Raw genomic sequence first — 19055 nt, forward strand, 5'->3', positions numbered from 1 at the left:
GCTTCAAACCCCCACTGACCAGGCGGGCTGTTGCTGGGTGATGCAATGCACACCGCCACCGCCATGGGCCAGGTGATTGATCCGCACCGGCACCACTTCGCGCCCAGGGAACGCCTGGCTCAATACGCCGGCTGCCACGTTGTCGGCATCAATACCGTAGGCCGGCATGATGATGGCGTCGTTGGCGATGTAGAAATTGGTGTAGGAGGCGCAGAACACTTCAGCCTCGGTGTCCACGGCATCGCTGGCTTCATACAATTCGATCAGTTCGAACGGTCGGCCTCGGGCATCGGTGGCCAGCTCCAGCGCGCGACGATTTTCGCGGGCCACTTCGGCATACACCGACTGCCGGTCATGGGTGGCGTCCACCAGCAAAACCCCTGGACGGGCGAAAGAGCACACGCCATCGACGTGGCCGTCGGTCATGTCGCCAGTCACATAGTCCGGATCCCCGGGCAGCCAGATCGTTTTCTTCACCCCCAGCAGACGCGAGAAGATTTCCTCTATCTGCGCCTTGCTCACGCCCGGATTGCGATTGGGGTTGAGCAATACCGATTCGGTGGTGATCAGCGTGCCTTCGCCGTCGACATGGATGGCCCCGCCTTCATTGCTCAGCGCCGTACCAAAGCACTCCATGCCCAAGTGATTGAGAGCGCGGCGAGCCAGGCTTTCATCCAGATCGTGAGCTGACTTGCCACCCCAGGCGTTGAAGCGCCAGCTCACCCCGGCCACGCCCTGTTGCGGGTGACAGATGAAACTCGGGCCGGAGTCCCGGCACCAGCTGTCGTTCACCGCCAGCTCGATCAATTCGATGTTCGGCCCACACAGCGTTTTGGCGCTGGCGACAGCAGAAGGATCGATCACCAATTTCACCGGTTCGAAACGGGCGATGGCATTGGCCACTCGAGCGAAGTCCTGTTGCACCTGCGTCAATGTCACACCCCAACCGGACTCCCAGAGCGCCGTGTTGTGTGGCCAGACCATCCAGGTGGCAGCGTGCCTGACCCACTCGGCCGGCATCATCCAACCACTGTTTCGAACTTTATCCTGCTGCATGACAAGTACCTTTAAGTTAAGTCATTGTGTTCAATGAAAACTGCTTGGGTGGTCCTGGCATGCATGCTACGGCCGTAAAAACAGGCAAACAAACGATGGATTTTGCCGACAACTGATTAGAGGAACTTATCTATATGCTCAAACACTGGCCGCCTCTGAGCACCCTTCGCGGCTTTGAAGCTGCCGCCCGGCTCGGCAGCTTCCACAAGGCGGCTGACGAGCTGCACCTGACCCAATCGGCGATCAGCCAGCAGATTCGCAGCCTCGAGGCATACCTTGAACAACCCTTGTTCCATCGAAGCGGACGCAGCGTCAGCCTGACCGATGCCGGGCACGATCTGCTCAGCACCACCCAGGCGTTGCTGCAACAACTGGCCGTCGGCATTCGCCGGCTGGGGCAGTACCAGAAACCCAACCAGTTGGTCCTCAACACCACCCCGGCGTTCGCCCGTCATTGGCTGTTGCCGCGCCTGGGGGACTTTCGCCGTGAACATCCGGAAGTAGACCTGTGGATTTTCAGTACCGATGAAGTCCCGGACCTGACCCGCCAGACCATCGACCTCGCGGTGCGCGACGACATCAGTTCCCAGGCCGAGTGCAGCTTCAAGGTGCTGCACGCCGACCGGCTCTACCCGGCTTGTCACCCGGACCTTTTGACGCTGGCGCGGGAACAGCGCACGACCCTTCACGGCGAGCGGGAAATGGACTGGAGTCACTGGGCGGTGGAGGCAGGCATCGATGTCGGCCAGAAAGATCAGGGGCTGAACTTCTCCGATCCCGGCCTGCTGCAGGACGCCGCGTGTGCGGGGCTCGGTATCGCCTTGGTCAGCCGATTGCTGAGCCAGCAGGCGCTCGCCAATGGCCTGTTGCAACCTTTGGTGGAGCAATCCATCCGCGGTCCGAACTGGGCGCTGCTGACCCACCGTGACAGTGAGAACAATGCACTGGCGCGAAGCTTCAGCGAATGGCTGCAGAGTCACCTGGAGGATCGCCCGACGGGTTGAGCCACTGATGTCAGGCAGCCTCGACCCTGACATCGCCCTCCTCGTTCAAGACCGGCGGTAGGTCAAGACGATCTGCACGGCCCGAAAATGCACGGCATAGGCCGCGCGAGACATGTTCGATTCGCTCGCCAGCCCCGCCACCGACCAGGCACGCTGGGGTGCGTTGTGTATTTGCACCAGGGAGCGCGCCAGCCGCACATCCGCCAGTCCAGCCATCATGCCGGTACGCAATTGCCGATGGTCGAGCAGATGCCTGAACAACAAGATGATCAGTAGTTCGAACAAGCGATCCAGCGCTGCCTCCCGGCCACAATGCCCGCCTGCCGCCTCATCCAACATCATTTAAGTGTATCGGCCAGCAGCGGCAGCTCATCCAGGGACAACACCCGGATGTCGGGTAACGACGCCGACAACGGGTTATCGACGCCGCCCGAGGGGGCTCAACTCCTGTGTGCAGCCATGCAGTTCGAGCATATCACTGGCAGCTTTCGATCCCGTTTTGGTGGCAGGCGCTGGATTCCGTTCGTCCACTGGTCGAGATGCCTTGCTCTATAGATTCAATATAACTATATTTGAATCTATAGATTCAACGTGAGGTATTAAACATGGCCGTCGCCTTCCAGGAACAGACATTCACCAAGCACCAGTGCGTAACAGGTCTGCGTGCGGCGGTTGGCATTCTCGAAAAATGGGCCGCGTCCAGCGATCAGGCCTGCCGCATCCTGCGCATTTCCCGCAGCACCTACACCCGCGCCAGGCAGCGCGATCCCGACTGGGCCGTGACGCTGGACTCGGACCAGATGCAGCGCATCAGTTTTGTGCTCAACATCCACGCCGCGCTGCGCCTGGTCTTCGACAACCCGGAAAATGTCTACGGGTTTCCATCGATGGCCAACGATAACGAGTTTTTCAATGGGCGCAGCCCGCTCGAGATCATGTCCCAGGGCGATATGATTTCCCTGTATGAAACCTTTCGGCGCATTGACGTGCTGCGGGGCGCGCAATGGTGAGGCTCGGCGAACTGGCCACGCTTGCCGGCGAGCAGTTACAGGCCTACCGACTGGTCAATTCGAAGTTTCCGCCGATCGCATTGTTTGATGATGTCGCCGATGCGGACGAGTTTGAGGTGCTGTATCAGATCCAGGCGTTGACCAATCCCAGGCTGAAAAACGAAATGGGTCACCTCGAGTTGATTCCACGAGCGCAGATCCCGTTCGGCATTCCTGGCTGTTCTTACGCCACCGCCCCTTTTACCCACGTCAACCCGGCGGGTTCGCGGTTCAGCGATGGCAGTTTTGGCGTGCTGTATCTGGCGGACTCCATGGAAACGGCGCTGGCCGAAGTCCGGCATCATCAGACGCTGTATTGGTCGAATGTGCCAAGCCTCAACTACGAGCGGTTTGTTTTCCGCGGACTGTCCTGTTCCTTTGTCGACGAAGCGATGAAGGATGCCGCGGCTATCCCGATGACCGACCCTGTCTATGCTCCTGACGATTACACCGATTCCCGTCGTCTGGGGCGGTCCGTCAAGGAAGCCGGATGTCCCGGCATTCGCTACAACTCGGTGCGCATGCAGGGCAGTCATTGCTGGGCGCTGATGACGCCACGACCGGTGTTATCAGTGATTCAAACGGCGCATTACGAGATGGTCTGGAATGGACAGGTCACCAGTGTCAGCAAGATCGTAGGAGCTGTCGAGTGAAGCGAGGCTGCGATCTTTTGATCTTGCCGTTGCCTTTGCCTTTGCCTTTGCCTTTGCCTTTGCCTTTGCCTTTGCCTTTGCCGAAGGTCTCAGGGGGCGACGCGTTTATTCAGAAATAAACGCGTTATCGTTGACGTCCATCGCGAGCAAGCTTGCTCCTACAGCGAAGGCGTCCTCATGGGCGATGCAAGTCTTGAGGCAGCCTTCGCCGGCAAGCCGGGCTCCCACAGGATTTGTGTAGGCCTGTCGGTTCCGGGCATCAGTTGCAACAACGCTCCCCCACCCGACAGAAACACGATGCCGTGATCTGCACATCAGCCCGGGCCATCGCCAGGTCGAGTCGCGTCTGTGCAGCGGCCGCTTCCGCATCCCGGCCCAGCCGTTTCAGGCATTCCACATAACCGTGCAGGCTCCACACATTGTCCAGATGCCAGGCCGCGCGGCTGAGGGTGTTGTCCAGCCCCAGATCGGCGCGGTAGGCCTGCAAGGCGTCTTCCACCCTGCCCTGCTCCAGCAACAGTGCGCCCAGCGCATGCCGCACCGGTTGCATCCAGCCCCATGGCTCGTCGTAGGGCAGGTTGTCGTCCAGCGCCAGCGCCTGGCGCAAGTGGGCAAAGGCGCTGTCGTAGTTGCCTTTGCGGTACTCGATTTCCCCGCTGAGCATCGCGCCGGCCACCGCCAGGATGTCGATGCAGGTGTTGTTGAAGACGTAGCGGGTTGCCGGCACCCGGGTCAGGGCATTGCGGAAAAATTGCTGTTCGGTTTCTGCCGCGGCGACATGCCCGCAGGCGGCGTGCGCCACGCCCCTGGCGTAATGCAGCATGGCCGTGGTCACGCAGTACAGCGCCTGGTCGTTCGGCAACGGGATGGCGAGGATGTCCTGCCATTTGCCGAAGCGTATCTGCACATGGACCTTCATCGAAACGAAGCCTTCCAGCCAGTCGGCCATGGGCGGCTGTTCCACGCGCAGCAGTTCTTCGCGGATCGTCGCCTGCAGTTGCTCGGCGGCTTCCAGGGCCGGTCGGTACTGGCCGAGGAACATCGCCGAATAGAGTTTGAAGTGGTAATTGTGGCAACGGTACAGGGTGTAGAAGTTGAGCGGGCCTTCCTGTTCCAGGTATCGGCTGTCGGCCTGGATCGCCCGGCTGTTGGTGATCATCGCGCCACGGTAATCACCGCAGAGCACGTCGATGTGCGACGGCATATGGCGCAGATGCCCGGCGGTGCTGGCTGAGCGGTGGAGCCGACGACAGGCCAGGTACGGTCGAGGACGATGAAACCTGCTCATATCACAGGGGCAACGGACGGTCTTGGATGACGCGTTTCATCACCAGGGTGAAGGTCAGTCGCTGGACGTCGGGTTAGCTGGAACGCACCTTTGCGAGTACAGGGAGTCATAGAAAACATGCCTCGTTCGTAACGACTTCACCACGCTGGCATTGCCAGGTTCTGGAGGTTTCCCAATGGCCAATTCGCAAGCTGTAGCGACTCCCGCACAACCGCTGTTGCTCGAGCGCAACGGCTGGGTCCCCAACAACCCGCGCCTGCCGGTGCTCATTTACCCCAAGGCCATTGCCGTCCAGGGCAGCGACCCGGCCGCACTGTTCGAGAAGATTTTCAACGCCAATGGCTGGCCACCGCAATGGCGCTACGGCGTGTACAACTACCACCACTACCATACCGAAGGCCATGAAGTGCTTGGCATCGGCAGCGGCCACGCCCGCCTGATGTTGGGCGGGCCGCTGGGTCATGTGTTGGAGGTCGGCCCGGGCGATGTGTTGTTGCTGCCAGCGGGCACCGGCCATTGCAACCTGGAATCCAGCGACGACTTTCTGGTGGTCGGCGCGTACCCGCCGGGGCAGCACGCCGATATCTGTCGCGAGGCGCCGACCGCCGCGCAACTGGCGAGCATCGACGCGCTGCCAATTCCCCACCGGGACCCGGTGCAAGGTGTGGACGGTGCGGTAGGCCAGTATTGGGTCAGTCAGCGTCAGCAATGAAAATCCCGGGGGCCGAACGCTCATTGACCGCGCTACTGGCGTCCAGCCTCAATCGGGCCCAAGGCAGTCAATCCGGTTTGACCTAGCCCAGCGAGGCAGCCTTTTCGGGCTGCGGCTGTTCCCGCGAAGTCACCAGCCCGATAAAGGAAATCGCCAACGCCAGGCCGATGGTCGTGCTCACCTCGGTACGGTGCTCCGGGGCGATCATCATGACCGCCAACGCTGCGCAAATGAACACGATCACCAGCCAGGTGAGCCACGGGAATAGCCACATGCGAAAGGTCAGTTCGACATTCTGCCGATGTAGCATCCGGCGCATACGCAGCTGCGACACCGCAATGGCCAGGTACACCAGCAAGGCAATCGCGCCGGAGCTGGCCAGCAGGAACTCAAACAGCCCGGCGGGCATGAAGTAGCTCCATACGGTGATCGCCCCGCCCAGCACGGTGCTGGCGATGACTGCTGCCCGGGGCACGCCTTCGGAGGAGGTCGCCTTCATCGCCTTCGGCGCATCGCCACGACGGCCAAGCGAGTACAGCATGCGCGAGGCAATGTAGATCGAGGAGTTCATGCAGCTGGCCACGGCGATCAACACCACCACGTCCACCATGAACTTGGCGTGGGGAATGTTCATGATTTCCAGTGCCCGCTGGTAGGAACCCACCGACGCCAGCAGCGGATCGTTCCAGGGCACCACGGAGATGACCACGAAAATCGACAACAGGTAGAACACGCCGATGCGCCAAATCACCGAACGCGTGGCTTTGGCAATGTTCTGCGACGGGTTGTCGGATTCGGCGGCGGCGATCGTGACCGCTTCCGTGCCGATGAAGCTGAACATGATGGTGATGAAAGCGCCGACGACCGCCGACAGGCCGTTGGGGGCAAAGCCGCCATGGTCGGCCATCAGTCCGCTCAAGCCGCTGACTTCCCGATCGGGAATCCAGCCCATCAGCACGGCAAAACCCACGCCGATGAAACCGATGATCGCTACCACTTTGGCCATGGCGAACCAGAATTCGAATTCGCCGTACTTGGAGACACTGAACAGATTGGTGATCACCAACGCAATGATCGACACCAGGGCGAACAGCCAGGCATCGATCTGGGGAAACCATTGGTTCAACACATGGCCGGCCGCCAGTGCTTCGATCGGTATGACCAGCACCCAGAACCACCAGTAGAGCCAGCCAATGGTGAAGCCGGCCCAGCGTCCGATGGCCTGGTCGGCATAGGTGGAAAAAGACCCGGTGTCCGGGTTGGCAACCGCCATTTCACCCAGCATGCGCATGACCAGCACGACCAGCAGGCCGGAGAACAGGTACGCCAGCATGACGGCCGGGCCGGCCGCGGCGATGGCATGCCCGGAACCGACGAACAATCCTGCGCCGATGATTCCCGCGATAGACAGCATTGTGACGTGGCGTGGCTTGAAGCCCTGCGCCAATTGGCCATTCGAATCCTTGGAAGTCGGGCTGATCATTGGTTTTGTATTCTCTGGTGATCGACATTTAAGCGTACTGACTGAGGGTCAGGCGATCATCATTCCTTCCTGTAGCCCCTCCTGGAAGCGGCACTCCTCAAACGCTACTGCTCTTTTCAGTCGGTCATCGCGATGTGCCCACCGCGCCTGAAAAGATGCGCCACCTTACCCGCCTTGTCCGCCAAATCGGTTACCTGATCGCGCCACCGCCGTATCTGATCTCGCCACGCGCCCCCCCCTGTAGGAGCTGGCTTGCCAGCGAAAGGGCCGTCACATTCAACATCATTGTTGCCTGACAGTCCGCCTTCGCTGGCAAGCCAGCTCCTACAGGGCAGGGCCGTTTGAATAGAGGGAGACACCGAGCCAGACGGCTCAGCCGTGCAACGCCATCAGCCCGACCGCTCCTGACGCTGATACTGCCGCGGGCACACGCCAAACCGGGCGCGAAATTCGCGGGAGAAATGCGCGCCGTCGGAGAAGCCACAGTCCATGGCAATCTGGGTGATGCTGCTGTGGCTGTTCACCAGCAGCCAGCCGCCGTACTCGACCCGCAGCGAGCGTTGGAACTCCATGGGTGACAGCCCCAGCGACTGCTGGAATGCCCGTGTCAGCTGGCGCCGGCCGAGCCCTACGTAGCGTGCGATGGCATCCAGGGTCGGCAGGCTGTCCATGCGCTGCTCGATATAGTGCGCGGCCTGGCGCACGCGCTCATCCTTGATGTCCGCCAGGTTGGCATAGAAGTGTGCCTGGGGTTGCCGCCCCGGGCGCATGCCCTGCAGCATCATGTGCCGCACCGCCTGCTGGGCTTTTTCCCGGCCGCAATGCCGGGCCACCAGGTACAACCCGAGGTCGATGGCCGCGGTCGAGCCGGCACAAGTGATCAGGTCGCCCTCGTCGATGAACAGGTGATCCACCGCCGCCGGGGTCTTGGGGAAACGTGCGCGGAACGCGTCCAGCACGTTCCAGTGCACACACACCGACCGGCTGCCGACCACCCCCGCCTGTGCCAGGGCAAAGGTGCCGGTGCAGATGCCCAGCAACCGCGTACGACTCTTCGCCGCGCGCTGCAGCCAGTCACGCAAGGGGGTGGGCAGATGGGTATTGAGGTAATCGTTGCCGCCGCAGATGGCCACGTAATCGAAGGCATCAAGATCCTGCGCCAGGCCCCCGGACACCTCCAGCGTGATCCCGGCGCTGGAAGTTCGCGGCAAGCCGTCCACACTCATCACCCGCCAGGCCGTATGGATCTGCCGGCTACCGCCGCCGAGGTCGGCGGACAAGCGCAGCACATCGACAAAGCCGGAAAATGCCGCCAGGGTGAATTGATCCAGCAGGACCAGGCCCACCGACAGCTGCGGACGACTGCCTGCCCCGGGAACGGGGGAGTCAGGTTGCAGGCTTTCTCGATTGAGCTGAGTCATTTTTGTCATGACCTAACTATTCAACTTTAAGACCCCGAAGTGCAAGCGCTCGCAGCACGGATACGAGCAAGATTCAGCCAAGGGGAACAGTCCAACAACGCCCCAAGAGGCCTCACGATGAAACTGAAGACAGGTAAGCAAATCACCGCTGCTCTTTTAGTTACCGGCTGCATCTCCTCATCGGCCGTCATGGCCGAACAGCAAAAGCTGACCGTTGCGTTGTATGGCGGCAACTGGGGCGAGGCGTTCCTCAAATGTGTTGCAGAACCTTTCACGCAAGCGACCGGGATTGCCGTCGCCCAGGAGGTCGGCACCTCGACCACCACCCTGGCCAAACTCCAGCAACAGAAATCCAGCCCAATGATCGATGTGGCCTGGATGGACGGTGGCATCAGTGAATTGGCGTATGCCGCCGGGGTCGTCGCCGATCTCGATCCGGCGGCCATTCCCAACCTGAAGAACGTGCAGGAAAAAGCGGTCTACACCGATGCCGGCCATACCTTCGCCGTCAGCAGCGGTTTCTATTCCCTGGGCCTGACCTACAACACCAAGGAAATCAAGGAAGCGCCCACCAGCTGGAAAGACCTGTGGAAACCCGAGTATGCCGGTGCCATTGCCCTGCCCTCGCCCGCCAACTCTTCCGGGGTGCCCTTCGTGTTTTTCATGGCCGATGTCTGGGGCATCGACCGGGCCGACCTGGCGCCGGTCTACACCAAGCTGGGCGCGCTGGACACCGCACTGTTCTTCGACAGCTCGGGTGCCGCCACCAATGCCTTCCAGAGTGGCGAAGCGATCATCGGCGCGCATTTCAACGTCGGTGCCTGGGACTTGATCGACAAGGGCGCGCCCATCGGTTTCACCATTCCCAAGGAAGGCGCCTGGGCCACCGACGCCCGCCTGCACCTGATCAAGGGGGCGAAGAACAGCAAGGCCGGCGAGCAGTTCATCAATACCGCGCTGACCAAGGAAGCGGCGGCCTGTCTGGCCGGCAAGCTGTACCTGGGGCCGGCGGTGAAAGATGTCGTGGTCACCGATGACGTGGCCCGCAAGCTGCCCTGGGGCGTGGGCGGTTCGATCGACAACCTGCGTTTGTTCGACTGGAGCCAGATCAACGCGCAGCGCGCCGCTGTCACCAACGACTGGAACCGCAAGGTCACCGCCAAAAACTAGCTCAAGAGGTCTGCAATGTCAGTTTTGTTGAGCATCGACAGTGTCTGTAAAAGCTTCGGGCCGTTCCAGGCGCTGGACAACATCCACCTGGACATCGAGCAGGGCGAATTCATCGTGCTGCTCGGCCCCAGCGGTTGTGGCAAGACCACCCTGCTGCGCTCGATCGCCGGCTTCATGCAGCCCGATTCCGGCCGCATCGCCATCGATGGCCAGGATGTGAGTCGCTTGCCGCCCTACCGTCGGCCTCTGAATACCGTGTTCCAGAACTACGCGCTGTTCCCGCACATGACCGTCCTGGAAAACGTCGCCTACGGACCGCGGCGCCAGGGGGTCAATCGCGCCGAGGCCCGGCTCAAGGCGCGAGAAGCCCTGGCGATGGTCGGCCTGGAAGCCCTGGAGGAGCGTTTTCCCCGCGGCTTGTCCGGTGGGCAGCAGCAGCGCGTGGCCCTGGCTCGCGCCATCGTCAATCAACCGAAACTGCTGCTGCTCGACGAGCCGCTCTCGGCCCTGGACATGAAACTGCGCAAGCGCATGCAGCTGGAGCTCAAGCACCTGCAGGCCAAGCTCGGCATCGCCTTCATTTTCGTCACCCACGACCAGGAAGAAGCGATGACCATCGCCGACCGTATCGTGGTGATGAATGCCGGACGCATCGAACAGGTCGGCGCCAGCAGCGAGATTTACAGCGCCCCGGCTTCGCGTTTCGTCGCCGACTTCATCGGCGAGGCCAACCTGATCGGCTATCAGGCCAGCGATAGCGGCGAGATTCGCCTGGGCATCGCGCATACCCCGATTTCGAGCGGCGCCAAGGATCTCCTGCCCCACGGCGTGGCGGTGCTGCGTCCCGAGCATCTGCAGGTCCTGGATGCCTCGAGCCCGGCGAGCGCCAGTTGCTGTGAACTCAAGGGCACAGTGACCGATATTGTCACTGTGGGCAGCCATACCCTGGTGCACTCGCTGATCGACGGGCAATCGATCGTGGCGCGCACCATGGGTTTCCCCCGCGCCGACCTGAGCACCGGAAGCGCGGTGCGCCTGGGCTTCAATCCCGCGCACCTGCACCTGATCGGGGAGCCGGTATGAAACGCCCGGTGCTCGCCCCGTCGTTGATGCTGTTCGGTGCCCTGGCCTTTTTCACCGCGTTCTTTCTCGCGCCGTTCGCCGTGGTGATCTTCGCCAGCCTGACCAAGGGCGCCGATCAGGCGTTCACCCTGGAGCACTACATCAGGGTGCTGGGCGACCAGTACCACTGGGACGTGATTCTGGTGACCTTCCGCATCGCCGCGCTGACCACCCTGATCTCGTTGCTGCTGGGTTATCCGCTGGCCTGGTATCTGGTGCGGATCGTGAAGTGGCGGGCCTGGCGCCGCGCCTGCGTGATTCTGCTGGTGGTGCCGATGTTCACCAGCAACATCGTGCGTTCGTTCGGCTGGATGGTGCTGCTGGGGCGTAAGGGCCTGGTCAACCAGAGCCTGCTGGAAACCGGCCTGATCGATACGCCGGTGCGTTTCCTGGGTACCGAACTCGGGATCCTGATCGGCATGGTGTACATCCTGCTGCCGTTCATTGTGCTCGCGGCCGGCAATGCCCTGGCACAGGTCGACCCGGCCTTCGAACAGGCTTCCGAGGACCTTGGCGCCAGCCCCCGCGCGACCTTTTTCCATGTGGTGCTGCCGCTGACCATGCCCGGCATCATCTCCGGTTCGATCATGGTCTTCACCCTGGCGGCGAGCGCCTACGTCACGCCGGCCCTGCTGTCCGGGGGACGGATCTCGGTGCTGTCGATGCTGATTTTCCAGCAATACAGTTCGGTCTTCGACTTCAACTACGGCGGCGCGCTGAGCGTGGTGCTGCTGATCTTTACCCTGGTCATGGTCGGGCTGGCCGGGCGCGTCGGCAGTATTCGGGGGAGCAACCCATGATCACTAAAATACTGGTCAGGCTGGTGGCCTGGGCCGTGCTGGGCTACATGCTGCTGCCACTGGTGGTCATCCTCGGCGTCTCGGTGACCGCCACGTCATTCCTGGCTTTCCCGCCGCAGGGCTGGACCCTGGACTGGTACGCCAAGATGCTCAGCGATCCAAGCTATGTGGCGTCCTTTGCCACCAGCACCGTCCTGGCCCTGGTCGCCACCTTTGTCGCTGTGCTGCTCAGCGTGCCGGCCGCCCTGGCGATGGCACGCTACGACTTTCCCGGCAAAGCCACGATCCTCGCCGCCCTGACTTCACCGCTGGTGTTTCCGCACATCGTGCTGGGGGCGGCGCTCTTGCAGTTTGGCAGTTACTTCGGCTTGACCCGCAGCTTCCTGGCGTTGTTGATCGGTCACACCATCATCATCTCGCCCTTCGTCCTGCGTTCGGTGCTGTCGATGCTGACGCCCGAGCAGCGCGCCCTGGAAGAAGCCTCGAGCGATCTGGGCGGTACGCCCTGGGCCACCTTTTTCCTGGTGGTGCTGCCGCAGATCCGGCCGGGGATCGTCACCGGGTCGATCTTTGCCTTCATCTCGTCATGGATCAACGTCGAGCTGTCGATCTTCAACACCACGCCGGACCTGAACACCATCCCGGTGAAGCTCTTCAACTACGTGCAGTACACCGTCGACCCGACCATCGCCGCCGCTTCCGGCGCCACCATCATCGTCGTCGTAGTCGCGGTGATCGTGCTGGATCTGTGCATTGGTCTGGACCTGTTGTCAGAACGCAAATAACCCCCCACATACCCCCGTAAGCCAGGAGTTCCGTCATGCGCATGCAAGACACGTTCGATGTCATCTATACCCATACCGAAGGCGAACCATTGTGCATCGTCCACAGCGGCATTCCCTACCCCGCCGGCTCCAGCATCCTGGCCAAGCGCGCCTTTCTCGAGCAGAACTATGACTGGCTGCGCAAGGCACTGATGCAGGAACCGCGCGGCCACAAGGACATGTTCGGGGTGTTTCTCACCCCGCCTTCCAGCAGCGAGTTCGACGCCGGGCTGATCTACATGGACGGCAGCGTGTATTCGCACATGTGCGGCCACGGCACCATTGCCGTGAGCATGGCGATGGTCGCCCTGGGCCTGGTGCCGCGCGGTGCCGATGGCATCACCAAAATCCGTTTTGAAACCACCGCCGGCCTGGTAGTGGCCGAGGTGGCGTCGGAAGGTGACAACGTGCTCTGGACCCGTTTCGAAAACGTGCCGGCCTACGTGGCCGCCCAGGACATCCCGATCAGTCTTCCCGGTTATGGCGACCTCAAGGCCGACCTGGTCTGGGGCGGCAACTACTTCGGCATCGTCGACCTGACCGATTGCGCCCTGCGCATCAGCCCGGACAACGGCAGCGAACTGTCGCGCCTGGGTCTGCTGGCACGCGAGCAGATCAACCGGCAGATGAAGATCCAGCACCCCACCGAGGCGCATATCAACGACCTCAACTTCATCACCTTCTGGCACCCGGCAACCATCGAAGGCGCCTTCTACAAGAACGTGCACGTGTTCAGCGCCGGCCAGCTCGACCGCTCGCCCGGCGGCACCGGCACCAGCGCGATGATGGCCATGTTCGAGGCCCGGGGCAAACTGGGCCTGAACCAACCCATCCTGTCCGAAGGCCTGCTGGGCAGCGGCACCTTCGAAGGCTGCCTGCTGGGCGAAGTCGACCTCAACGGCACCCGCGCGGTGCGCCCCACCGTCAAGGGTACGGCCAGCATCCTGGGGACTTCGCGCTGGGTTATCGAGCGCAATGATCCGGTGGGGGCGGGTTTCGTCGTCAACTGACGGGCTGAACCGGTACTTCCCAAGACCGTTCGCATAGTCGGCATTTACCGGGTACAATTCGGTAAACGCCGACTAAATCGGTAAACGCCGTCCCAGGAGAAGGCCATGCTGGCTGAAATCATGCGTGAACCCGCCTACGGTGCCTACCGCGCTCGGCTGCACGCCTTGCTGCAAATTCCCACCGATGCGTCTGACCTGGAAATCCACGACATCATCCAGATCGGCTTTGCGGCTGGCCGTCTTGTGTCACTCTGCGAACAGGGTGAACTGACGCCGCTGGAGCGCGACCAGATCATCCCCTTGAAAACGCTGAAGACCCGGGTGGCTAAAGACCAGCACCTCACGGTCGACGAGAGTGATCGCCTGTTCCGCGCCGCCCACATCACCGCCATGGCAGACGCTGTATTTGGCAACGATGAAAAAGCCAAACGCTGGCTGTCGAAACCCAAGGACCGGTTTTCGGGCCGTAGCCCAATGGCAATGCTGTCGACGGTACAGGGAACACGCCAGGTTGAGGAAACACTGATCCAGTTGGCCGAAGGCTACGCCTTTTGATCTTTTGGCGAATCAGCGCTTTTGCGGATCTGACCGGACGTGGCGGCATCCTCGCGGGGGGGCGCTGGCACACGGCGGGGAGACCGGTGGTCTATCTGGCGGGGACACCTGCCGGTGCAATGCTCGAGATACTGGTACACCTTGAGATCGATCAGGAAGACCTCCCGGAGACGCTCCAGTTGCTCAAAGTCGAGGTGCCCGACGATATCAGCCTCGCCCCTGCCCCGGCACTCAAGCCGGATTGGGAATTCGAGCCGAACCACACCAAGGGCATTGGCGATGCATTCCTGAAAGGATGCCCTGCCCTGCTGTTGCCGGTACCGAGCGCTATCATGCCGCATTCGCTGAACTACCTGTTCAACCCCATGCACCTCGACTCGGTCAAGGCCATCATTACCGCTGAGCCGTTCAGGCTCGACAACCGACTGATCAGGAAAACGTAAGCCGCACGCCAGCGTGTTCGGACGCCTCCATTGCAGTGCGAAGCGCGGAACATAGGTTCAGTTAACTTCAGTGTTCCGGATCGTGATTCTCATACGCTCAAGGTTGCGGAAAATAATGCTTTGACGCCAAGCCAGGCCGCCAGGTACCAGCCTGATGTCACGACGGGCGAGAGCCGGCATCACATGCTCGAGTTCAAGCCTGGCCAATTCAGCGCCCAGGCAGTAATGCGCACCATGGGAGAAAGCGAGGTGTTGCTTGGCGCCCCGGCCCAGATCCAGGCGGTCAGGGTCAGGAAACATCGCGGGATCACGATTGGCCGCCGCGATCGACATAATGACCGCGTCACCCCGCCTGATGTGTTGCCCACCGATTTCAACATCCTCCAGTGCATAGCGAATTGTACTGCGGGCCGCGCTGTCAAAGCGCAAAAACTCATCGACAGCGACCTTCGCAAGTTCCGGATGTTGATGCAATCTGTCGCGTTGGTCAGGGTTGCGCAGCAACGCCAACGCGCTGTTACCGAGCATGCTCATTGACGTTTCGAAGCCGGCGGTGAAAATGAGCGCGTAGTGGGAGATGAGCTCATCCATGGTGATGCCATTGTCCAGCGCCGCATTCAAGTCCAGTGCACAGCCGTGCTTGGCGGCCCCATCGATCTGCTTGCCCAAATGTTCGCGCAGGTAGGTTGCGAAACTGGTGGCACTGCGATTGGCACGTTGCACAACTTCATGGGAAACCAGTGGATCAAACACCAAGGCGAGATCTCGTGCCCAAGGCACCAGTAAATTGGCATCCCCACGAGGAAATCCGAGAACCTCGGCCATTATTTTTACCGGAAGGGGAAGCGCAAGATCGCGGATCAGATCGGGCGTGGAGCGCAGACACATATCGGCGATGTGCTCGTCGACACAATCGCTGATATAGCGCTCCCAGCCCTGCATCGCTTCGCGAGTGAACAATGGGCCGAAGACCTGCCGCAACAATTGTTGCCGTGGTGGGTCGATGAAGAGCATGAACTCGTTGAACAGAAGCGTCAGGGGCATGCTTTCCCGGCGTTGATACCAGGCACCGAGCAGTGATGGCTGTGTTTGTGCGAGTTCTACCCCAATGGCATTGCGCGAATCCGCGGAGAAGCGCTTGTCGCGCAAGGCGGCGGAGACGTCCTCGAACCGGGTCAGCCACCACTGCCCCCGTGCATCACGGTGAATGGGGTCATGCTTGCGGATCTGATGAAGAATGGGATAGGGATCTTCGATGAAGGTCGGGTGGTAGGGATCAAAGCTCAGGCCAGCAGATGAATAATCAATCGCGCGTCCTGTGGTCCGGCTACCTTTGGCCGCTATCAATCGATCCAGACCGATATCAAAGTGCACATCGGTCTGCGTTTGCTGGGTTATTGCAGCAGCAAGGGTTTGAACATGCGGGCGGGTGATCATGCTGAAGTGGTCTCCGGGAACATCAATCACACGCAATGCCGGACACCACTGATTCCAGCCCAGCGCGTCCGTCCCGAAGCGAAAGCGCACGCGACGAGCGGGATGCATGACACTGGCCGGAAAACCGCCGGTCGCCCTGAACAAAACGACTGGACCAGGATAGGGGCGTGGCCGGTACTGTTCCATTGCCGCGTAGCCGGCGCGATATGTGCGCAGTACGTGGGCAATGGCCGAGCCGTTCAATAGTCCGGCCTGCGCTCCCAGCTCCTGGGTCAACAATTGGCGTTGCTGATTCGGGTCGAGCGAGATGATGGACGCAAGAACGTCGGGCTCATCGCTGGCACCGGAGATACGCCGATACGAGTTGCGCAACTCGAATAACGCCATGAGCTCGTCATCATCGCTCGGACTGCCTTCGTACTGTGCAGCGGAAGAGTCAAGTAATAACAGGGGATCCACACGCTCCCCCCGTTCTGCAAGCTGTTGTGCGATCTCAAAGGCCACCAGGCCACCGAAGGAGTGGCCAGCAATCGTGTAGGGCCCCGAGGGCTGAATGGCGCGAATCTCGTTGATATAGCGCCGAGACATTTCCTCAACCGAACCCAGGGGCGGTTCGGCACCGTTGGTGCCTGGCGCCTGGAGCGCAATGAAAGGTCGTGTGCTGTCGAGCGCGGTGCAAAGATCAACAAGGTAGGAAACGGTGCCACCCAGCCCACCGATGCAAAACAGTGGCGGGGATGACGACAAGTCACGCAAGGCAAATGCGCAGCTCGTGCGAGTGTTACTGAGAGGCACGGCCTCTGCGGCGACGTGAGGCGTTGGCGTGCCGGGCTGGGAACCAGCGGTCTCGTGGCCTGATGCCTCATATTGTTTGATCAGCCGAACAGCCAGTTCATCGAGTGTGGTAGTCCCTACCAGTGTCGTTACCGGGATGGTGATACCGAGACTTCGCTCCAGATAGCTGGTCAAGTCCATCGCGACGAGCGAGTCGAGTCCCAGGTCGTCCAGCCTGGTATCCTCCGAAGGCCGACCACCGCCTGTCAAACGCACTATTTCCTTGGCGATGTGGTCGATCAGGGCGAATCGACTGTCAGCGTCATTGCCCATTAAGGTCAACGTTTCGTCGAAAGCCACAGGACTGAGCTCCCAGGCCTGTTCGACCTCAAGTTGCTGCTTCAGGTAACGTTTCTGGCAGGCTTGGCGTGCCAGCTTACCGCTCGAGGTCTTATCGATGCTGCCCGTTTTGATCAAGACGATGTCCTGCGCTTGCAACTGGTAATGGGCACTCAGAGCACAGCGTATGGCATCCAGCACAGAGGCAAGGGTTTGCTGGCGCTCCGTCTCATCGGGCAGATGACGCGCGTCTACCTCAGCGATGATCGTCAGCCGCTGCTGGGTGTCTCGTTCACAGGAAAAGACGATCACAGCTCCAGGTCGTATCCTGGCATGGCTCTGCTCAATCGCTAATTCAAGGTCTTGGGGGTAGTAGTTACGTCCGCGAAGGATGATCAGATCTTTGATCCGCCCGGTGACATAAAGATGACCATCCTCCAGGCAGCCCAAGTCCCCCGTCCTCAGCCAGGTGCGATTGGGGTCCTGGTCGAGGGTGGCCGCGAATGTGGCTTCGGTATCGGCCGGCTTGTTCCAGTAACCGGTGGCCACATGAGGGCCTCGTACCCATATTTCGCCAATCTCACCCACCTGCACGAGTTGGCGCGAGTCCGGATGCACGATGCTGACCTGAACGTCTTGCAACGGCCTGCCACAGGAGGTGAACGGTATGGCTTGCGGATGGGACGGTTGGACTGGCGTGAAGCGATTATGCTTGAGGGCTTCGCCATCAATGAAAAGGGTTCGCGGTGTCTCAGAGGCAGGACCTGCGGCCACGGCAACCACTGCTTCGGCCAAGCCATACGCTGGCACCATGCAGTTTCTGCTCAAACCTTGTTTGCCAAAGGCCTGAAGAAAGCGTTCAACACTGGCGTGACGCACAGGTTCGGCGCCCACGATGCAGCTTCTGAGACTGCTGAGGTCGAGCGCATCTCGGTCGACCCCGACAATTTTACGTACAGCGATGTCGAGTGCGAAATTCGGAACGAATGTATCGGTGGCGCGGTATCGGCTGATCGTCGACAACCAGACCGCCGGGCGACGCATAAAGTCCAGAGGCGACATAAGTACGGAGCGACCGCCACTGATGACCGGGAGCAGGACCCCACCCATCAGGCCGAGGTCATGATAAAACGGGGTCCAGGAGACCACCGTACGATCAGGTCCTTGTTCGACTTGCGCTTCCATTTCTGCCTGGATCATCCGCATGTTGGCAATGATGTTGCCATGACTCAGGATGACCCCCTTGGGCCTTGATGTAGAGCCTGAAGTATATTGGATAATCGCCGGGTGCCGGGGCGTTAGCCCGAGCGCTTTGAACATAGGGGAAGTCTCGCCCTGGCACAGGGTGTCGACGGCCAGCCATGGCAGTTTCGCTAATTGAGGGGCGAAGGCCAGCATGGGCTTTGCCAGCTCAAGAATCGTGCTGCTGGTGAGTACCACCGCAGGGGCTGCATCGGCGACGATGGTCATGAGGCGTGCCAAGGTACGCTCGATCCGGGAAGGCTCTGGCGGATAGGCGGGAATAGCGGTGGCCCCGGCGTACAGGGCGCCGTGCAGGGCGGCAATAAAATCGAGCCCGGGCCAGAATAGCAATAACACCCTGGTATCTTGCCCAAACTGCTCGTCCAGGGATTGCGCGATGACTCGGGCCCGACGGTCGAGCTCGGCGTAGCTGAAGCCAATCTCGGATTGATTGGCGTTGTCGAGGAAAATATGGACCTGTTTGTCGGGTGATTGTCCAGCACGTTCACGCAGGTAAACGTCCAGCGAGGGATAGGCGTTATCCATGTAGCCTCCGTATTCCATCGTCAGGAGCCCAAGCATTCATCCAGCGTAAAATCAATGACTTGAATGCTTCGCACGCCAAACTTGGTGACTACATGTTGCCGCCGGGCCGGCTCTGGATCTACTGTCA

The 19055-nt window shown here is 60.8% G+C and carries 16 protein-coding genes and 2 pseudogenes; 11 read left to right on the forward strand and 7 right to left on the reverse strand.

Annotated elements, in window-relative coordinates:
• Positions 1-3: 3 nt before the first annotated feature.
• Entirely contained in the window at positions 4-1056 is a 1053-nt protein-coding gene (locus ELQ88_RS21925) for an agmatine deiminase family protein (RefSeq protein ID WP_138967696.1), read from the reverse strand.
• 134 nt (positions 1057-1190) lie between these two features.
• Between ELQ88_RS21925 and ELQ88_RS21930 the strand changes: the two genes are divergently transcribed.
• Positions 1191-2060, forward strand: a complete 870-nt coding sequence (locus ELQ88_RS21930; RefSeq protein WP_138967698.1) for a LysR substrate-binding domain-containing protein — start codon at positions 1191-1193, stop codon at positions 2058-2060.
• Here the strand turns inward: ELQ88_RS21930 and ELQ88_RS21935 are convergent.
• Positions 2048-2491: pseudogene (locus ELQ88_RS21935) on the reverse strand (cupin domain-containing protein); the annotation flags it as partial. The gene ELQ88_RS21930 and the pseudogene ELQ88_RS21935 overlap by 13 nt on opposite strands.
• Positions 2492-2665: 174 nt before the next feature.
• Between ELQ88_RS21935 and ELQ88_RS21940 the strand changes: the two are divergent.
• Both ELQ88_RS21940 and ELQ88_RS21945 read left to right on the forward strand, forming a co-directional pair.
• Entirely contained in the window at positions 2666-3070 is a 405-nt protein-coding gene (locus ELQ88_RS21940) for an antitoxin Xre-like helix-turn-helix domain-containing protein (RefSeq protein ID WP_138967700.1), read from the forward strand.
• Positions 3064-3762, forward strand: coding sequence for an RES family NAD+ phosphorylase (locus tag ELQ88_RS21945; protein WP_138967702.1), 699 nt, complete (start codon positions 3064-3066; stop codon positions 3760-3762). The genes ELQ88_RS21940 and ELQ88_RS21945 overlap by 7 nt, the downstream gene beginning before the upstream one ends.
• 259 nt (positions 3763-4021) lie before the next feature.
• On the opposite strand, the gene ELQ88_RS21950 is transcribed toward ELQ88_RS21945, so the two are convergent.
• Together ELQ88_RS21950 and ELQ88_RS21955 are read right to left on the reverse strand one after the other, a co-directional pair.
• Complete coding sequence (locus ELQ88_RS21950; protein ID WP_228761547.1) at positions 4022-4966, reverse strand: tetratricopeptide repeat protein; 945 nt, start codon at positions 4964-4966, stop codon at positions 4022-4024.
• An 85-nt stretch (positions 4967-5051) separates the two neighbouring features.
• Positions 5052-5132 (reverse strand): annotated as a pseudogene (locus tag ELQ88_RS21955) (AsnC family transcriptional regulator); the annotation flags it as partial.
• Between the two features lie 93 nt (positions 5133-5225).
• On the opposite strand from ELQ88_RS21955, the gene ELQ88_RS21960 reads away from it, so the two are divergent.
• Positions 5226-5762 carry a cupin gene (locus tag ELQ88_RS21960; protein ID WP_138967704.1) on the forward strand — a complete coding sequence of 179 codons (537 nt, stop codon included), beginning with the start codon at positions 5226-5228 and terminating at the stop codon, positions 5760-5762.
• An 82-nt stretch (positions 5763-5844) separates the two neighbouring features.
• Here ELQ88_RS21960 and gabP read toward each other — a convergent pair whose 3' ends face one another.
• Positions 5845-7245, reverse strand: a complete 1401-nt coding sequence (gene gabP / locus ELQ88_RS21965; RefSeq protein WP_138967706.1) for a GABA permease — start codon at positions 7243-7245, stop codon at positions 5845-5847.
• Positions 7246-7634: 389 nt separating this feature from the next.
• The gene (locus ELQ88_RS21970; RefSeq protein WP_224790955.1) at positions 7635-8666 is read right to left on the reverse strand and encodes a GlxA family transcriptional regulator; all 1032 of its coding nucleotides are present in this window, start codon (positions 8664-8666) and stop codon (positions 7635-7637) included.
• Positions 8667-8783: 117 nt separating this feature from the next.
• Here ELQ88_RS21970 and ELQ88_RS21975 point away from each other — a divergent pair, with 117 nt between their 5' ends.
• The 7 genes from ELQ88_RS21975 (at position 8784) to ELQ88_RS22005 (ending at position 14590) form a co-directional block, all read left to right on the forward strand.
• On the forward strand, positions 8784-9836 hold the full coding sequence (locus tag ELQ88_RS21975; RefSeq protein ID WP_138967710.1) for an ABC transporter substrate-binding protein: 1053 nt from the start codon (positions 8784-8786) through the stop codon (positions 9834-9836).
• 15 nt (positions 9837-9851) lie between these two features.
• Positions 9852-10919 (forward strand): ABC transporter ATP-binding protein, encoded by a 1068-nt coding sequence (locus ELQ88_RS21980; RefSeq protein ID WP_138967712.1) that lies wholly within the window; start codon positions 9852-9854, stop codon positions 10917-10919.
• Complete coding sequence (locus tag ELQ88_RS21985; protein ID WP_138967714.1) at positions 10916-11758, forward strand: ABC transporter permease; 843 nt, start codon at positions 10916-10918, stop codon at positions 11756-11758. Before ELQ88_RS21980 ends, ELQ88_RS21985 begins: the two co-directional genes overlap by 4 nt.
• Positions 11755-12543 (forward strand): ABC transporter permease, encoded by a 789-nt coding sequence (locus ELQ88_RS21990; protein WP_128871631.1) that lies wholly within the window; start codon positions 11755-11757, stop codon positions 12541-12543. The genes ELQ88_RS21985 and ELQ88_RS21990 overlap by 4 nt, the downstream gene beginning before the upstream one ends.
• 35 nt (positions 12544-12578) lie before the next feature.
• Positions 12579-13592 (forward strand): proline racemase family protein, encoded by a 1014-nt coding sequence (locus tag ELQ88_RS21995; protein WP_138967716.1) that lies wholly within the window; start codon positions 12579-12581, stop codon positions 13590-13592.
• 105 nt (positions 13593-13697) lie between these two features.
• On the forward strand, positions 13698-14147 hold the full coding sequence (locus ELQ88_RS22000; protein WP_128871629.1) for an antitoxin Xre/MbcA/ParS toxin-binding domain-containing protein: 450 nt from the start codon (positions 13698-13700) through the stop codon (positions 14145-14147).
• Positions 14144-14590, forward strand: coding sequence for an RES family NAD+ phosphorylase (locus ELQ88_RS22005; protein WP_138967718.1), 447 nt, complete (start codon positions 14144-14146; stop codon positions 14588-14590). The genes ELQ88_RS22000 and ELQ88_RS22005 overlap by 4 nt, the downstream gene beginning before the upstream one ends.
• 57 nt (positions 14591-14647) lie before the next feature.
• Here the strand turns inward: ELQ88_RS22005 and ELQ88_RS22010 are convergent, their stop codons facing one another.
• Positions 14648-18928 (reverse strand): cytochrome P450, encoded by a 4281-nt coding sequence (locus ELQ88_RS22010; protein ID WP_161599978.1) that lies wholly within the window; start codon positions 18926-18928, stop codon positions 14648-14650.
• Between the last annotated feature and the right edge of the window lie 127 nt (positions 18929-19055).

The sequence above is a fragment of the Pseudomonas sp. MPC6 genome (assembly GCF_006094435.1).
Lineage (GTDB): Bacteria > Pseudomonadota > Gammaproteobacteria > Pseudomonadales > Pseudomonadaceae > Aquipseudomonas.

What these genes read in the sequence shown, in the direction of transcription:
- ELQ88_RS21925 (WP_138967696.1), bottom strand. Translation starts at nt 1,056, where the DNA reads ATGCAGCAGGATAAAGTTCGAAACAGTGGTTGGATGATGCCGGCCGAG.
- ELQ88_RS21930 (WP_138967698.1), top strand. Translation starts at nt 1,191, where the DNA reads ATGCTCAAACACTGGCCGCCTCTGAGCACCCTTCGCGGCTTTGAAGCT.
- ELQ88_RS21940 (WP_138967700.1), top strand. Translation starts at nt 2,666, where the DNA reads ATGGCCGTCGCCTTCCAGGAACAGACATTCACCAAGCACCAGTGCGTA.
- ELQ88_RS21945 (WP_138967702.1), top strand. Translation starts at nt 3,064, where the DNA reads ATGGTGAGGCTCGGCGAACTGGCCACGCTTGCCGGCGAGCAGTTACAG.
- ELQ88_RS21950 (WP_228761547.1), bottom strand. Translation starts at nt 4,966, where the DNA reads ATGCCGTCGCACATCGACGTGCTCTGCGGTGATTACCGTGGCGCGATG.
- ELQ88_RS21960 (WP_138967704.1), top strand. Translation starts at nt 5,226, where the DNA reads ATGGCCAATTCGCAAGCTGTAGCGACTCCCGCACAACCGCTGTTGCTC.
- gabP (WP_138967706.1), bottom strand. Translation starts at nt 7,245, where the DNA reads ATGATCAGCCCGACTTCCAAGGATTCGAATGGCCAATTGGCGCAGGGC.
- ELQ88_RS21970 (WP_224790955.1), bottom strand. Translation starts at nt 8,666, where the DNA reads ATGACTCAGCTCAATCGAGAAAGCCTGCAACCTGACTCCCCCGTTCCC.
- ELQ88_RS21975 (WP_138967710.1), top strand. Translation starts at nt 8,784, where the DNA reads ATGAAACTGAAGACAGGTAAGCAAATCACCGCTGCTCTTTTAGTTACC.
- ELQ88_RS21980 (WP_138967712.1), top strand. Translation starts at nt 9,852, where the DNA reads ATGTCAGTTTTGTTGAGCATCGACAGTGTCTGTAAAAGCTTCGGGCCG.
- ELQ88_RS21985 (WP_138967714.1), top strand. Translation starts at nt 10,916, where the DNA reads ATGAAACGCCCGGTGCTCGCCCCGTCGTTGATGCTGTTCGGTGCCCTG.
- ELQ88_RS21990 (WP_128871631.1), top strand. Translation starts at nt 11,755, where the DNA reads ATGATCACTAAAATACTGGTCAGGCTGGTGGCCTGGGCCGTGCTGGGC.
- ELQ88_RS21995 (WP_138967716.1), top strand. Translation starts at nt 12,579, where the DNA reads ATGCGCATGCAAGACACGTTCGATGTCATCTATACCCATACCGAAGGC.
- ELQ88_RS22000 (WP_128871629.1), top strand. Translation starts at nt 13,698, where the DNA reads ATGCTGGCTGAAATCATGCGTGAACCCGCCTACGGTGCCTACCGCGCT.
- ELQ88_RS22010 (WP_161599978.1), bottom strand. Translation starts at nt 18,928, where the DNA reads ATGGATAACGCCTATCCCTCGCTGGACGTTTACCTGCGTGAACGTGCT.